At 44.8% G+C, this 16,168-nt stretch carries 17 protein-coding genes; 5 read left to right on the top strand and 12 right to left on the bottom strand.

Annotation, left to right across the window (positions count from 1 at the left end; all coding sequences use genetic code 11):
* Positions 1-11: 11 nt before the first annotated feature.
* The 4 genes from BM099_RS14360 to BM099_RS14345 form a co-directional block, all read right to left on the bottom strand.
* Positions 12-1,268 carry an ABC transporter permease gene (locus tag BM099_RS14360; RefSeq protein ID WP_090728819.1) on the bottom strand — a complete coding sequence of 419 codons (1,257 nt, stop codon included), beginning with the start codon at positions 1,266-1,268 and terminating at the stop codon, positions 12-14.
* Positions 1,258-1,962 (bottom strand): ABC transporter ATP-binding protein, encoded by a 705-nt coding sequence (locus BM099_RS14355; RefSeq protein ID WP_090728818.1) that lies wholly within the window; start codon positions 1,960-1,962, stop codon positions 1,258-1,260. The genes BM099_RS14360 and BM099_RS14355 overlap by 11 nt, the downstream gene beginning before the upstream one ends.
* A gap of 17 nt (positions 1,963-1,979) precedes the next feature.
* Entirely contained in the window at positions 1,980-2,528 is a 549-nt protein-coding gene (locus tag BM099_RS14350; protein WP_177201190.1) for a ZrgA family zinc uptake protein, read from the bottom strand.
* A 220-nt stretch (positions 2,529-2,748) separates the two neighbouring features.
* A complete protein-coding gene (locus BM099_RS14345; protein WP_090728816.1) occupies positions 2,749-3,012 on the bottom strand; it encodes a GIY-YIG nuclease family protein in 264 nt (87 codons plus the stop codon).
* Positions 3,013-3,158: 146 nt separating this feature from the next.
* Here BM099_RS14345 and nhaD point away from each other — a divergent pair, with 146 nt between their 5' ends.
* Positions 3,159-4,403, top strand: coding sequence for a sodium:proton antiporter NhaD (nhaD, locus tag BM099_RS14340; RefSeq protein WP_198064162.1), 1,245 nt, complete (start codon positions 3,159-3,161; stop codon positions 4,401-4,403).
* 54 nt (positions 4,404-4,457) lie between these two features.
* Here nhaD and BM099_RS14335 read toward each other — a convergent pair whose 3' ends face one another.
* On the bottom strand, positions 4,458-4,841 hold the full coding sequence (locus BM099_RS14335) for a thioredoxin family protein (RefSeq protein ID WP_177201189.1): 384 nt from the start codon (positions 4,839-4,841) through the stop codon (positions 4,458-4,460).
* 783 nt (positions 4,842-5,624) lie between these two features.
* Between BM099_RS14335 and BM099_RS14325 the strand changes: the two genes are divergently transcribed.
* The 3 genes from BM099_RS14325 to BM099_RS14315 all read left to right on the top strand — a co-directional run bounded on the left by BM099_RS14325 (position 5,625) and on the right by BM099_RS14315 (position 7,942).
* Positions 5,625-6,230, top strand: a complete 606-nt coding sequence (locus BM099_RS14325) for a M15 family metallopeptidase (protein ID WP_090728813.1) — start codon at positions 5,625-5,627, stop codon at positions 6,228-6,230.
* Between the two features lie 133 nt (positions 6,231-6,363).
* Positions 6,364-7,251: a hypothetical protein gene (locus tag BM099_RS14320; protein WP_090728812.1), complete on the top strand. Its 888-nt coding sequence runs from the start codon at positions 6,364-6,366 to the stop codon at positions 7,249-7,251.
* A gap of 262 nt (positions 7,252-7,513) precedes the next feature.
* Entirely contained in the window at positions 7,514-7,942 is a 429-nt protein-coding gene (locus BM099_RS14315; protein ID WP_090728811.1) for an SRPBCC family protein, read from the top strand.
* A gap of 106 nt (positions 7,943-8,048) precedes the next feature.
* Here BM099_RS14315 and BM099_RS14310 read toward each other — a convergent pair whose 3' ends face one another.
* The 7 genes from BM099_RS14310 to BM099_RS14280 all read right to left on the bottom strand — a co-directional run bounded on the left by BM099_RS14310 (position 8,049) and on the right by BM099_RS14280 (position 14,948).
* Positions 8,049-9,257 carry a bifunctional alpha/beta hydrolase/OsmC family protein gene (locus BM099_RS14310; RefSeq protein WP_090728810.1) on the bottom strand — a complete coding sequence of 403 codons (1,209 nt, stop codon included), beginning with the start codon at positions 9,255-9,257 and terminating at the stop codon, positions 8,049-8,051.
* Positions 9,258-9,331: 74 nt separating this feature from the next.
* Entirely contained in the window at positions 9,332-9,577 is a 246-nt protein-coding gene (locus tag BM099_RS14305; protein ID WP_198064163.1) for a CDGSH iron-sulfur domain-containing protein, read from the bottom strand.
* A gap of 71 nt (positions 9,578-9,648) precedes the next feature.
* Positions 9,649-11,097 (bottom strand): siroheme synthase CysG, encoded by a 1,449-nt coding sequence (cysG, locus tag BM099_RS14300; protein ID WP_090728809.1) that lies wholly within the window; start codon positions 11,095-11,097, stop codon positions 9,649-9,651.
* A 111-nt stretch (positions 11,098-11,208) separates the two neighbouring features.
* The gene (locus BM099_RS14295) at positions 11,209-11,832 is read right to left on the bottom strand and encodes a phosphoadenosine phosphosulfate reductase domain-containing protein (protein WP_090728808.1); all 624 of its coding nucleotides are present in this window, start codon (positions 11,830-11,832) and stop codon (positions 11,209-11,211) included.
* Between the two features lie 72 nt (positions 11,833-11,904).
* Positions 11,905-12,408, bottom strand: a complete 504-nt coding sequence (locus BM099_RS14290; RefSeq protein WP_090728807.1) for a DUF934 domain-containing protein — start codon at positions 12,406-12,408, stop codon at positions 11,905-11,907.
* Complete coding sequence (locus BM099_RS14285) at positions 12,392-14,050, bottom strand: nitrite/sulfite reductase (protein ID WP_090728806.1); 1,659 nt, start codon at positions 14,048-14,050, stop codon at positions 12,392-12,394. Before BM099_RS14285 ends, BM099_RS14290 begins: the two co-directional genes overlap by 17 nt.
* Before the next feature lie 112 nt (positions 14,051-14,162).
* Complete coding sequence (locus BM099_RS14280) at positions 14,163-14,948, bottom strand: sulfite exporter TauE/SafE family protein (RefSeq protein ID WP_090728805.1); 786 nt, start codon at positions 14,946-14,948, stop codon at positions 14,163-14,165.
* Positions 14,949-15,214: 266 nt separating this feature from the next.
* On the opposite strand from BM099_RS14280, the gene cysD reads away from it, so the two are divergent.
* Positions 15,215-16,132 (top strand): sulfate adenylyltransferase subunit CysD, encoded by a 918-nt coding sequence (cysD, locus tag BM099_RS14275; RefSeq protein WP_090728804.1) that lies wholly within the window; start codon positions 15,215-15,217, stop codon positions 16,130-16,132.
* Positions 16,133-16,168: the final 36 nt, after the last annotated feature.

Below are 16,168 nucleotides of genomic sequence, written 5' to 3'. Positions count from 1 at the left end.
TGAAAGAATCTTTAGCATCGTAGCGTTAACCCATCAGCGGCCGTCATTTGATAAGCCCGATAACCCGGCCATAATCCCGTCGCTGCGCCCGCCAATACAACACCTGCCAGCAACGGCGCGTCATCCAGCGACAATCCTGTCGACTGAATAAACAATCCAAATTGCGTTTCTAATACGGGCTGAGCCAACATCAGCAAACCAACAGACAGCAGCACCCCAAGCAAGGTTCCAATGGCGCTGACCAATGTAGATTCGAATACCAGCAAAGTGATAATGTGCCATGGCCTGGCACCAATGGCACGCATAATAGCCATCTCTTTTCGGCGGGCCCCCAAACTGGTAAGCAACACGGCCAACATACCGATCAATCCTGCCAGCACCACACAGCCGGAGACTATGCGCAGTGCATTTTCAGCCACCCGTATCAGTTGCCACAATTGCTGTAACGCCACGCCCGGTAATACTGCCTGTAAAGGCTCGGCTTTATAGTTATTAATCTGGCGCTGTAAATGAAAAGTGCTTAATTTTGACTTCATACCCAATAAAATCGCTGTCAGCTCTTTAGGTTGCAGTACTTTTTTCCTCACCTCCTCGACAGAGATTTGCTGTCCGGGTATACGGCTACCCGACTGCCAGCCGTCATGAATGGCGACAATGGCTTCGGAACTAATAAACACCGATTGATCAACAGGAGTACCTGTCGAACGCAACACTCCAGCCACGCTAAATGGGCGATCATCATGCTGAGAAAAACTGGCACTACCTACCCCATGAGAAAGCGTAAGACGACTGCCCACCTGATAGCCAAGTTGTCGCGCCACATCCGCCCCGATAACCGCATCAAACAGATCATTAAATGCCTTACCTTTTTGAAACAGCAGTGATTGCTGCTGCCCCGTTTGATAATGCGTAAAAAAGCCTGATGAAGTTCCCACGACACGAAAACCTTTATGTGAATCCCCCAAGGAAATAGGCACAGCCCAGGCAACGTTTTTATTACTATTAATCAGTTCGAAACTTTCCCAGCTAATATTATTGGAAGCCTGACCAATATGAAAAATAGAATACAAGATCAATTGCAGCTCTCCACCCCGGGCACCAACAATCAAATCGGTGCCGGAAACAGAGCGGTTAAAACTATCGCGCACTTCTGTCCGAATTTTTTCTACAGCGATCAATAACGCAACACTGAGGGCGATCGTCAGCACAATAAAAAACAAAGTGTGACGGCGGCTCCAGCTACTCGCCAACGCAACGTTAAATAGCATCCGTTACTCCAGCACAATTAATCTGCTGCAACGAAAGCGTTCTATCAAAAAAGGGGCTCAAGGTGTCATCGTGACTTACCAACAATAAGGTACTGTTGCGTTGAGATACCTCTTTAAGCAGTAACTGGATAAAGGTGTCACGCGTCGTACGATCTAAAGCCGAGGTAGGCTCATCAGCAATCAACACATCAGGAGAGCCTATTAAAGCACGCGCCACCGCCACACGTTGCTGCTGCCCCACTGATAATTCTGCAACAGTCAGCCTCTGGTGTAACTGTTTCCCCAATCCCAACTCGAGCAATAACTGATCAGCCGCCTGCGAAACACTCCCCGCTTGCGCGATTGCACGCTGCTTACGTACATTAGAAAAGCGACACGCCAGCATGACATTATCTCGTAAAGAGAGGTACGGCAGCAGATTAAACATCTGAAAGATAAACCCTATATGGTCAGCTCTAAAGCAGTCTCGCTCCGATGATGAAAGCGAGGAGATACAACAACCTGCAATTCGTATTTCACCAGAGTCCGGCAGCAACAGTCCTGTTAGCAAATTAAGTAGTGTGCTTTTACCACTGCCTGATGGACCTTGTATAAAAATGTGCTCACCACTTTTGATCTCACATTTTGCTATATCAATAATAGGAGTTCCTGACTTCCAGGAAAACGTAACCTGTTCCAACGTTACCGCTGCCATGTTTATTCCTATATATGCTATTGGCGAATTAAAATTTCATCGCGTGAAGAGAACAAGGTTCCACCCTTCTGTCCCGCTGGACTCACCACCTGATAACGAACAGATTCAACCATCGAAAACTGATCAAACAGTCCGACCGCGATTTCCGTTAATTGTTCGGGTTTAGCGCAGACGAACTGATAATGAACCCTAATATCCGCATGCCCGTGCTCTTCTTCATGCTCATGCTCATGCTGCGATTCAAGTAATGATTGGATAACATCTGCTTCTTTCAACAGGCACAGAGCAGCACGGGGTAACTGAATAATTTGATAACCTTGCTTTAACGAATTTATCGCCTGAATAACCTCTGCTTTCTGCGCTTCAGTTTCGGCGGCGTGTTCGAAGCCAACAACATTAACCGCTGGTGTAATCAACATCACATCCAGCAATTTTTCTTCGACTACCGCATCAAGCGTTACCACTCCATGCTCATGCGCCTGACCGGCATGCACTAAAGAGGTCAGCATGAAGGATGAAAGCACGGCAACCAATACCGATGTCGCACACTGGGAACGGGCTTTCACACGGATTTTCCTAAATATTCTCATAGCAACACCTTGATTACAAACAATACGTTATAATATAACATAACACTTATTATCATCAAAGAGACATAGCACGAAGTGGTAATCGCTGTCTGACCTAATTCACTTAGGCGTACTCAGCATACATTTTATTAATAGATCTGTTTTGATACATCGCTTGCAAAGACACATTAAGCGCTCAATCAAAGCCGATAGCAGATTATAGTCCGCCAAAAAGTGCCAACTTTTTAGCTCTGGATAGTTGCTTGATGGCATATTCACGCTTACTGGCCAAAGAGCGGCTCCCAGCATCTTCACGCCACACCATCGTAACCGGCCGCCGGGTTCGTGTGTATTTCGCACCTAAAGTGCGGCTCTCATTATGCTCCTTCAGTCGCCTATCGCAATCCGTTGTAATACCCGTGTACAAACTACCATCCGCACAAAGAAGGATATAAATGTACCATGTCGGAGAATTATTCAATGCAGGTAAAGCCTGTAGATCGCACTATCAAAGCCACATTATGTAAATAAATTGAAAAAATATAACGTTTATATCGAATTAATCAATGCGAATATTATGCACGCCCCTTAAAATATTGCTCTCTTAAACTTTGTGGAGTCGTGCAGATGCACACTGTTCTGATCATCATTGCTGTCATCGCGTTCTTTATGATTGTGCTTGAAGACGTGTTACATCTCAACAAAGCAAAAACCACTCTATTTCTTGGAACACTCGCGTGGATATTACTGTTTGTTTTTCCTGAAGATGGTGTAACACCGAAACAGATTCAAGGCATGCTAAACGAGAATCTACTGGAAATTGCCAGCTTATGGTTATTCCTGATGGCGGCCATGACCTTTGTCGCCTTTCTCAACCATCAAGGCTTGATAGAAAGTGTCATCTATAAATTTTTGCCGTCCAAAGTTGGCGAAAAGAAATTACTGTTTATGGTCGCGATTTTCTCCTTTGTCTTCTCCTCGTTATCAGACAACATCACAGCTACCCTGGTATCTGTGGCATTAGTACTATCCCTCAAGCTTCCGCCCAAGAAAACCTTAAAGTTCGCCGTGATGGTCGTTTTTGCAGTGAACTCCGGAGGCGTTTCTCTGATCACCGGGGATGTCACCACACTGATGATATTCCTGGCTGACAAAGTGGCGATACAAAACTTACTCTGGCTTTCCCTTCCCTCTTTTGTCAGTGTATTGTTTCTTGCTGGCCTCCTCTCGTTTGGACTAAAAGAAGAATTAGTCATCAAGGGTGTCGAACGCCGTTATGACCGGGTAGGCATGAGTATTGCCGTGTTATTCCTCTTTACTATTCTGGCAACCATTATCCTTAACGTACTGGCAGGCGTGCCGCCGGTGCTAACCTTCCTCTTTGGCTTGTCCATGATGTTTTTAATCGGTCGCTTGTTTTATCGTGAAGATGATCGCGAAAACATGCTCGATTACATTCGCGTAATCGAGTTTGATACGCTGCTATTCTTCCTGGGTATTTTACTCCTGGTAGGCATGTTAAAAGAGATCGGAGTACTTGATAATCTGGTGACAATCTACGACACCCTGCCACCGTTACAAGCAAACTATGTGATGGGTTTACTTTCTTCTCTGGTAGACAACGTGCCACTCACAGCCGCTTTGTTGAAAGCTAATATAGAGATGTCTCCAGCCAGCTGGTTATCATTAACCTATGGCGTTGGTGTAGGCGGCTCGTTACTAATCATCGGTTCAGCCGCCGGTATCGTTGCCATGAGCAAAATTGCGGAAGTCACTTTTATTAGCTATATGCGCTTCAGCTTTTACCTCTTCCTGGCTTATACACTGGGATTTGCTGGCAGTTATGCGGTGGGAACCGTTCTATTTAGTTAGGATGACTTACGTATAGCGACAGGAACACGCTGTCGCTATACGTTGAGTACTCTGTTACTGCTGATCAGTACCTGAGCTTTCAATGCCAGAGCTGTCAATGCCAGGCCAATCATATTGCTCACACAGACGATCGACCTCGTCGACAAACGGCCCAAGGCTGAAGACCTGTATTCGTTCAAGATATTGTCGGCCATCAAAATACAATCTAATCACCGGGAGTGAAAATACACTGTTCTGAGCACAGCATTGCGGATCATTCTCACAATCTATATATCGAAACTGCAGCTCAGGCCAGCGAGATTTCAGTGCAGCCAGCAACTGCGGCCAAATCACTTTGCACACGCCACAAGTCTTACTGCCAAACATCACTAACACGGCACCTTGTGCTAAATCCAATTCAGCAGCACACACCGGCTTTTGCCTCTTTTTTTGATTCATATTAGGTCTATACCGCTGATTGCCAAACTGAATATTATCATAAGCAATTTTCATCAAAAACACGTCGGAAAAACTCTATAACCCAATTTAAAACTAAAATAACAGTGATATAACATTTTGATTTTATTTGGTTATTAATGAAAATCCAGAAAGAACATTAACCATTATAAATACAATTCTCAGCTAATATGAAAACAAGATCCGAACAAACGTTTGCTATAAAAATCAAAAAAGAGTATAGATTTGTCTTATGAAATAGCGCCAGTCAAAAAAACACAAGCTACCTAAAGCAATAATAAAGCGGTAGGTGATGCAATGAAAAAATGGATTTCACACGCAAAGTTTTGTTTGCCTTCAAATTTATATTCTTCATTATTTATAAATAATGCCCTCACTGTGTTGCAAACACGATGCGATCTGAAAAAATGCGCACCAACAACAAACGCCAGTAGAGACAGTCTAAATTTCAATAACTTAGACAACAGCACTCCCTTTAAGCTTAAATAATAACAAGGTAAATTCTAAGCATTTGTTATTTGGATATATTAAAAAGATGTTTTCATCAACACACAATAAAGGTAGCAAGACACCAATTATCGAAAAATTATAATAATCAGCTTAGTGATAATACGGCAATATCATCGCTGCCATCCTTAGGTCGTCGCTAAGCAGATTATTAATCTATTATCAGGAGAAATAGAAGCGAACAGGTAAATAACAACCTGAAATTCCGAACTACCGACTCCGAACTACTTACTACAAACAAGCTATAAGGAGAACGTCATGAGTTATGGACTATTTGGAGATGATGTACTTTTCTTTCAACGCCTCTTAAAAACAGAAGGTTTGTATAACAAAGCACTGGATGGCATTTGGGGTAAATTCACAGAAAAAGGAGCCACTGAATTCTACCAGCGATCTGATGCACTAAAGGAACAGATCGGTGCATTTGACCATCGAACTGAAAAACACATCTGCACTCTCGCTCTTAAAGCCCAACGAGAAGCCAGACATTTTATGAACCGGCTCCTAAGTAATAATATCAACGCTAAGATGATTTCAGGCACACGCACCTACGACGAGCAAAACAAACTTTATCGCCAAGGCAGATACAACAATCCCGGCCCTATTGTTACAAAAGCACGTGGTGGCAGAAGTAATCATAACTTCGGCATCGCTTGGGATATCGGCATTTTCACTGCCAATGGAGGTTACTCAAGTAACCATCAGGATTACATAAAAGCCGCAGAATTCGGTATTTCTGATCACCTTGAATGGGGAGGTAACTGGCGATCCTTTCCGGACACACCCCACTATCAATTGAAAACAGTATTTCCAATTGCCATCGTGCGTACAAAGTTTGAAAGCGGTGAAACCTATATTGCATGACCGGGTATTGCCAGAGCTGGGTAATTCCTGGCCGGCTATTGCCTGTGTGAGGTAACTAAAACGGGAGGCCTTGGCAAGGTCATAAATAATGACGGATGCGCTTCAGTATTAACATCCCTACAGGAGTCTATTGATGCAAGCCCAGTACAAATTATCACAACCAACCTTACAAGCTTTAATGCTTGTGTGGATAATTATATTTTTATCAGCCTGCTCGCAGGAAGCTAACGAATCAGCTGAAGAAAATAAATCCAATGGAACAGTAACACCCAATAATTCTGATATATCTCCTGTCGAAGATGTAGACAAAAAACCTGAAACGGCAGGGCTTGCCCTCCCCGACGAAGCAACACCACCACAAGTCCCCGAGCCAGTTGCAATAGAAGCCGCGCCATTACCTATACCCTCACCTTCACCCTCGCCTCCATTTGAACCATCAGTAATGGAAGCACCTGTCATTGTTGGGCCAGCCTCTCCACTGGAAGACTACAAGGTTGAAGTTGCCGCCAGCACTGAATTAACGCTACCTGGACCGGTAGGCGAATTAAGAGTCTGGATTGGCAGCAGTCTCTTCGATCCTCAATTCCCAGCCAACATGACGAGCGATAGTACTTCGCTGCCGGCGGTTGGTGAAACAGCGAAAGTAGAGGCGTTTGCACCTGAGTTTGTTATCACCCCCAAAGAGGCTCAATGTATAAAAATACATCCTCAGGGATCAGAAGTCAGGTTTCAAATCACGCCTGAAAAACCCGGCACTTATAAGGTGGGAGCCAATGTTAACCTATTTGAAACCGCTGACTGCAGTGGCCCTCCTATTCCACGTACAACAGCAACGCTGGATGTTGTCGTTAGTGTCGACCTGCGTGGGGTTGCTGAAGAAAAAGGCTTCACGTTACTGAACGTCTTGTGGAGCAAGTTACTTGAGTTCTGGGAGGCCCTTCTGGTCAGTATATTTGGAGTTATTTTATTTTTTATGAAAGATAAACTTAAAAAGATATTTGGTAGTCATAAAGAAGAATAAACGAATATGAAGTTGAATCTGGAATTATTCTCATGAAAATCAGAAGATGTATCTGAGGGCACCCTGTACTAAAGAAGGCCCACTATTAAACTTCTGAGCTAAGGCATTAACAGCCGACCTTATGCTATGTTCGTTGACATACAGTGAAAGCATCTTGAATCTTTCACAACAGCTTGTCTTCTATCTGTTTTAGTAAATATTCGTTATCTGAAGACAATAATGATAATAAGAACTGGTCGCGATTCCAATAAAGGGGAACACAATGGGTAAATGTTATAATTCGACAGTCATCGACGCACCAATTGAACGGGTGTGGCAAACAATAAAAAACTTTCATGATTTATCGTGGGATTCAGCGGTTGTTACGTCGACCGACAAAGTTGGCAGCAAAAATAGCGATGAAATTGGTGCGCAACGTGTGCTCAACAATGCATTTCATGAAACACTGCTGTCGATCGATAATTCACAATTCAATTTCACTTACAGTATTGATGATGGTCCCGGCCCCGTCGCTAAAGACGCTGTACAAAACTATATCGGCAAAGTGAAATTATCACCTGTCACTGATTCAAACAGTACATTTGTAGAATGGTCATCATCTTTCGATTCTACTGATCCTGACGAGGTCGCTGACTTTTGTAACCCAATCTATGCAGGCTTGCTGGCGTCATTGAAACTACACTTTTCATAACCGAGCTTCATAACCGATTTTCATAACCACCTTGGATAAAACACGTGCAGTACTGGCTTCCTTATAAGCTCTATTAAGTGAAGCCAGTACGCCTCCTGCCAGTCTCTCATTCCTGTTCAATTAACCGGGTTTTTACCTGAAGATTGCTGTGTAAGGTTTTATGTACAGGGCACTTATCGGCGATCTCCAACAGTTTTTGCCTCTGTTCCTCAGTGAGATCCCCCAGCAGGGTTACTTTACGCTCTATCACTTCGATTGCCTGTGGTTTTTCATCGCAGCTTTCACAGTCTCGAAAATGATTACGACTATGACTCAGTTCCACTCTTACGTGCTGTAAGGGTATTTTTTTGCGGGATGCATACATACGCACTGTCATTGATGTACAGGCACCTAAGCCCGCCAGCAAATGCTCATATGGATCAGGACCTGTATTTCCACCGCCAACAGCCACTGGTTCATCGGCTAACCAATAATGACTATCACTGCTGACATGCTGACTGAACACATGATTTTTTTCTTCTACCATCACATGACCTTTTTTAACATCAAGATGATGATTTTCAGATTCAGGCAGATAACGGCTGGCCCAACCAGCAATCGTTTCTGCCACATATTCGGAGTCTTTCTTTTTTGTCAGCAAGTGGTCTGCATCATCCAGACTTACGAAGCTTTTAGGGTGCTTGGCATTACGATATATTTTTTCTGCTTCCGAAATAGGTACGATTTCATCCAGCGGCGAGTGCATGACTAATAAGGCTTTTTTTAATTTACCAATATCATTATCCGTATGCGTCTCAATATCATCTATAAACTGCTTTTTGATCAGAAACTTACGCGACCCCAAACACACCTCAGCTTCACCCTTAGCATGAATTTCATCTAATGATGCTGCAAAATTATGTACCACATGTTTAGCATTATGCGGAGCCCCGATGGTGACCACCGCTTGTGCTTCAGGCACCCCCGCAGCTATAGCCAGTACAGCAGCCCCGCCTAAGCTATGACCGATCAAAATTGCAGGAGCCTGATACTCCTGGCGCAAAAACTCTGTGGCCGCCAGCAGATCTTGAATATTGGATGAAAAGTGCGTATTCGCAAAATCGCCATCACTATTACCTAACCCCGTAAAATCAAAACGGAGTACCGCAATACCTTTTCCGGTGAGCGCCCGTGCAATATGCGAAGCGGCCGCAATATCTTTACCGCAGGTAAAGCAGTGTGCAAACAGTGCATAGCAACGAATCGCTGTTTCCGGGGTTTCGAGCAGCCCTGCCAACCTATGTCCGTTACTTTCAAACTGAACCTTCAGACGCATCGAACCCCCTCCCTGAAAAACTCATACACAAAGGACTGCTTCACAATAGTCGTAACAGTCCCGCTTAATAATGCTTACAAAGACTTATGAGTCCCATCACACATAGGCTGGTTCTTTGTTTGTTTACATCCACACAAATATACTGTTTCTGTCTTTTCTGCAGTAAAGGAAACAGGTCTTATACCACTGCCTTTATGTGAACCATCACAAAATGGCTGTCGCTTACTTTGTCCGCAAGCACACCAGCGATAACGTTCTCCAGCCACTACATCTGTAGCATACGGCGCTTTTTGCGCAATCACAGCTTTTTCACTCATCATTTATCTTCCTTATTATTTTTCGATAGCGATTTTCAAAAACGCCGATCAGCTATGTTTTCTGCGTTTCAAATTTAACAGGATGACTTATCTTCCCCTTTAATCATACCCAGTGCATGCGTTATATTCTGCTCATCGACTTTATCGCCAAACCACGCCAGCTGTTCCTGCAACGCAACAACCTCACCGACAATAATCAGAGCGGGCGCCTCTAACTGAGCTTTGGCCTGTTTCTCTGCGATATCCGCCAAGGTTCCTGTCAATACTTTCTGATCCGCCGCCGTACCTTTTGAGACAATGGCTACCGGTGTACTCCCGGGCTTACCATGCTCAATTAACCCCTCAGCCAAGGTAGGTAACGTATGCAGTCCCATATAAAACACCACGGTTTGATTGGGATGTACCAGCTCAGCAAAATTCAATTTATCTTTACGATTCTTCAGTTGCCCGGTGACAAATTTAACCGACTGCGCATAACCACGGTGTGTCAGAGGTATGCCTGCATAGGTTGAACAGGCACTGGCAGCCGTAATCCCCGGTACAACCTGAAACGGTATACCGTGCGATTTTAGTGTTTCCAGCTCCTCTCCCCCACGCCCAAAAATAAAAGGATCACCGCCTTTTAGCCGGACAACACGCTTACCCTGCTGCGCATGTTGAACCAGCAGTGCATTGATACCGTCTTGTGGCACCGCATGATTATCTCGTTTTTTGCCGACATAGATTAGATCAGCATCTCGGCGACACAAATCCAGCACCTCGGCTGACACCAGGTTATCGTAAAAGACTACATCGGCCTGCTGCATCAATCGCAACGCTTTAAAGGTCAACAGCTCCGGATCACCCGGACCCGCCCCGACCAGATAGACCTCGCCAACCTGATGTCCGGTTTCACCTTTGTCGATGGCCGCTTTTAATAACGCTTCAGCTTCATCATCTCGTCCGGAAAATACTTTTTCTGCAATCTGACCTTCCAGCACATGTTCCCAGAACCGGCGGCGCTGATTGACTGATCCAAAGGTTGCTTTGACCTGATGACGAAAACGCCCTACCAAAGCGCCAAGACGGCTGTATCCATTAGGGATGAGTGTTTCCAGACGCGCGCGTAACAAGCGTGCCAACACCGGAGATTCGCCACCCGAAGAGATCCCAATAACGATGGGAGAACGATCAACAATCGCAGGAAAAATAAATGTACACAGGGAAGGCGTATCAACCACATTGATGGGTATATTGCGTTCTATCGCATCAAAATGCACACGTTCGTGCAGACTGCGGTCATCTGTGGCCGCCACGACGAGTGTTTTTCCGTCTAACAGCCCGCTATGGTATTCACCAATGATAATTTGATCGTGGGCATCGACTAACATGGCTTTTAATTCGTCTTCAACGGTATGCGAAACCACCGTCAGAAAAACACCCGCACGCTTAAGCAGGCGTGCTTTACGTAATGCGATATCACCACCACCGATTAACAGTACCTGGCGAGATTTGAGATTAAAAAAGAGAGGTAAAAAATCCACAATGAACCCTCCGTCAGTTGATGAGCCCAGATTAGCATAATCCGGCTAAATACCACTGATTAGATCAGGCTCATTGCTTGATTTATATGCAAATATCGTTATTTGAGATCTTTACAGCTGGGTGTGCAAACCACACTCACGGGTTTCAATCGCTTTGGTTGGATCAAAATAATCATGCTCATTTGGCAAATTGTGTTCTGCCAGATACGCTTCAAGATCCGCTTCTGTCCAATTAAACAATGGCGCAACCTTAATGATGCCATCTTTACTTGCCGAGACAATCTCTAACGAGTTACGGAATTCCGTTTGATCCTTACGGATCGCGTTTAACCACAAATCGGGTTTCATTTCAGCCAGCGCCCGCTGGAAAGGCTCAAGTTTAACCTGACGTGTAAATTCATCATGTTGAGGATCGTCAACATCAGGAATGCCTTTCATCAAGACGTTGCGACGGGCGGATGTCTGCTGCGGTATATAGGTTTCCACATTCAGGTTGAAGTCCTGAATCATCTTTTCAGCAAAGCGATAAGTCGCTGAGGTGTTATAACCCGAATCTACCCATAACACTTTTATGTCCGGCTTTGCCTGAACGGCCATATGCAGTATCACAGACTCGTAGGGGCGAAAATTGGTTGTCACCAATGGATTTACAGATTGAGCAATAGCCCATGCAATGATCTCTTGTGGAGTCTTACCTTCGAGCGCTTTATTAGCAGCAACCAGATCAATACTCATTGTATTCTTTCTCCTTCGTGCAGAGCTGAATCTATAGATTTCAGCTCTGAAATATTAGCTCTGACACTAGAATCAGCGGCGAAAAATTGGCCGTGGGTCAGCCACAGTGCCCTGATAATTAACACTCACTTCAGCAAAAGCACTTAAATCTTCTTCAGAAAAGCGATCTTCAGGGATTAAAAATGCATTAAACCCACAGCTTTGCATGTGCGCTAAACGGTCACGCGCAACATCTCCGACCGCACGTATCTCGCCGGCAAAGCCAATACGAACCAACTGACGGGCAATACTAAAACCACGTCCATCTCTAAAAGTCGGGAACTCAACGGCAATCAACGCAACATTGGCTTGCTCTGCATACAATGCTGCTAAATCGTCATCACCATTCACTTGCAGACCTAAACGGCCCGAACGGCTCAATAACTGATCGCGATGCTCCAGATAAAATGCCAGCGGGACTATTATATCGCCCTGAATATCAGCATCAGAAAGGTCCTGAAGTTGCTCCAGCGCCTCAATATCAACCAGCTGCCAGCTGTCGTTCTCAACAATTTTTTGATTAATGAGCAACGGCATAAACATTCTCCTTGAACGGATCGATACCGACACGTTTAAACGTATCACGGAATAATTCTTCTTCTTGTCGCTGCTCTACGAACACCTCCAAGATCTTCTCTAGTGTATTAGCAACATCATCAGCGGCAACCGATTTACCCAACACTTTGCCTAATGACGCATCTTCCCGGGAAGACCCGCCCAAGGTGATCTGATACCAATCTTCACCTTTTTTATCGACACCCAAAATACCGATGTCGGCCACATGGTGATGACCGCATGCATTGATACAACCTGACATATTCAGTTGGATATCACCCAGGTCATAAAGATGGTCAAGATCATCAAAGCGTTCATTAATCTGATCAGCAATATTCAATGTCTTAGCATTCGCCAGCGCACAAAAATCAAAGCCGGGACAAACGATCATATCTAATAATGTACCGATATTCGGACGTGCTAAATTGTTCGAATCCAGCGCCTGCCATACCGCATAAAGATCTGACTTTTTAACATCAGCCAATACCAGATTCTGATCATGAGTCGATCGTATTTCACCAAAGCTGTATTTTTCAGCCAGGTCAGCAACCAACTCCATCTGGGTATCAGTAATATCACCAGCGGGTTTCAGGTAAGGCTTAAGGGAGACAATCGCAATGCGATATCCAGGCACCTTATGGTCTACCGTATTACGTTCGTACCAGGTATTAAAGGCGCTGTCTGATGCACGTTGCTGCTCAAATGAGGTATCTGCAGCGGCGTTAGCATCATAATCAAATGGCTTAAAGAATGACTTAGCACGTGCAATTTCTGCATCCGTTAATGTCAGTTCACCACCGCGTGAGTATTCCCACTCTTCTTCAACCAAACGGCGGAACTCGTCAGCACCCAAAGCATTAACCAGTATTTTAATACGTGCTTTATACTTGTTGTCACGCCGCCCTTTAAGGTTATAAACACGTAAAATGGCATCAAGATAGGTTAACAGATGCTCTTTAGGCAGGAAGTCACGGATCTTTTTACCGATCACAGGTGTACGTCCCAAACCACCACCCACCAACACTTCAAAACCTATTTCACCTGCATCGTTCTGCACCAGATGCAGACCAATATCGTGAACCTGTGAGGCCGCACGGTCTTCCGCACCACCGGTCACGGCGATTTTGAACTTACGTGGTAAATAGGCAAACTCAGGGTGCAGAGTTGACCATTGACGGATAATTTCACAATAGGCACGCGGATCTTCCAACTCACCCGCATAAACACCGGAGTAAGGATCTGTCGTCGTATTACGAATACAGTTACCCGACGTCTGAATCGCATGCATCTGCACCTGAGCCAGTTCAGCCAGGATATCTGGTACCTCTTCCAGCTTAGGCCAGTTAAACTGAATATTCGTACGGGTGGTAAAGTGCGCATAGCCTTTATCATAAGTACGGGCAATATGTGCCAATTTACGTAACTGCTCTGAAGAGATCAGACCATAAGGGATAGCCACTCTCAACATCGGTGCATAGCGTTGAATATAAAGGCCATTCATCAGTCGCAAGACAAGAAATTCATCCTCCGGCAGTTCTCCTGCCAGATAGCGACGTGTCTGATCACGATACTGTTCGACGCGCTCATCAACCAGGGTCTGGTCGACTTCATTATACTGATACATGAATGTTTCACCCGTTTGGCAGCTCTACTGCCCACTTTGATTCTAGAAAAATGTTTAAAAAATTGTTCGTTATAGTTCGTTATAATAGTGGTTTGACTGTTTATTAGTTCATCTACCCTGCCAGCACAAAGCGTAAACCGATGGCTAACAGAAGTGAGCCCATTATAGGCTGCATTACTTTTGGCGACAGTTTTGCCCCAATATGACTTCCTATGAATACGCCTGGAAGCGAGCCTATCAGCAAGTACCCCAGCAACGACAGATCGACGCTTCCCATACCATAGTGTCCGGCACCGGCAACACCGGTCAGGACCACCGCATGCACCAGATCGGTACCAACAATAGCGGGCATACTCATACGAGGATAAAGCGTAATCAATAGTGCGGTGCCTAACGCACCTGCACCAACGGAGGACAAGGTTACCAACCCCCCTAATAAGATGCCGGTTAGCACGGTCACGGTAGGACGAGCTTTTTTAGCTTTAGCCACCCAGGAGCGCCCTTCTACCTTGAGTGCGTATTCACGAATTTTGTTACGTCCAAACACCGCTATTGACGTTAGAATCAGTGAAAAACCAAGTGTCAGATTCATCAGATGTTCTATCTGTTCTAACGCCTCCAAACCTTTAAGATATTCCAGCGTCAACAAGCTGCCTGGGATACTGCCAGACAGCAGCAAAATAACAATGCGCCACTCGATCATCTTTTTCCGAGCATAAGCAAACACCCCGCCAAACTTAGTGACAGAGGCATAGAGCAGATCGGTACTGACAGCAATAATAGGAGGTATACCGAAGACAACGATCAGAATAGGCGTCATTAAAGCGCCGCCTCCAATACCTGTCAATCCGACAACAAATCCTACCACCAGCCCAGCAAAGCTGTAAGCAAATTCCATAAAATCAGTACTCACTACTTAAACGAATCAGAGGGCTATCATACCTACATTTTTATATAACAGAAAATAATAGTTTTTCATTTTGTTATTTTTTTTTGGAATAAAGAAATAATCGCACTCTTATTCCATTAATGTATAAACAGATTTCTATTTATTACTTTTAATTAATAAAACTCTTTGCAATAATGCACCGCAACATATGACAGATAGGCGACCTTAGTTTCCTATCTGCTAATCCAGGTTATATATCGAGCAGGCAGAAACAGATGACATCTATACCAGAGCGCCGTCTTACCCATTTAAAACAACTGGAAGCTGAAAGCATTCAGATTATTCGCGAAGTTGCAGCTGAGTTTGACAACCCGGTGATGCTTTATTCTATTGGGAAGGACTCTGCTGTAATGCTCCATCTGGCTCGTAAAGCTTTTTACCCAGGCAAGCCACCTTTCCCGCTGATGCACGTTGATACCACATGGAAGTTTAAAGAGATGATCGCCTTCCGTGACAAAATGGCTGAAGAAGCCGGAATGGATCTGATTGTGCACATCAATCAGGAAGGGGTAGATATGGGCGTTGGCCCGTTTTCTCACGGCTCATCCAAACATACTGACATTATGAAAACCCAGGGCTTAAAGCAGGCGCTGGACAAATACAAATTTGATGCAGCCTTCGGCGGCGCGCGCCGTGATGAAGAAAAATCACGTGCTAAAGAACGTGTTTTCTCTTTCCGTGATAAATATCACCGCTGGGATCCAAAAAATCAGCGCCCTGAATTGTGGAACATTTTTAATACACGTGTAGACCAGGGCGAAAGTATTCGCGTATTCCCACTGTCCAACTGGACTGAACTGGACATCTGGCAATATATCTATCTTGAGAGTATCCCGATTGTACCCCTGTATCTGGCTGAAGAACGCCCTGTCGTTGAGCGCAACGGCATGATGATCATGGTTGATGACGAACGCCTGCCTTTGGCTGAAGGCGAGCACCCCGTCATGCGCAAAGTACGCTTCAGAACACTGGGATGCTACCCGCTAACCGGTGCGGTTGAATCCGATGCAGAAACCTTGCAAGAAATTATTCAGGAAATGCTACTGACCACCACATCAGAGCGCCAGGGCCGAGCCATTGACCACGATTCTTCCGGTTCAATGGAGAAAAAGAAAATGGAAGGGTATTTCTAGTAGCCCCTGATTATTAGCTATTAACCCCATTTTTTA

It is taken from the genome of Neptunomonas qingdaonensis, assembly GCF_900113275.1.
Taxonomy (GTDB): Bacteria; Pseudomonadota; Gammaproteobacteria; order Pseudomonadales; family Balneatricaceae; genus Neptunomonas; species Neptunomonas qingdaonensis.
Note: the sequence above shows the minus strand (reverse complement) of the source record. Positions and strands in the feature narration are given on the sequence as shown.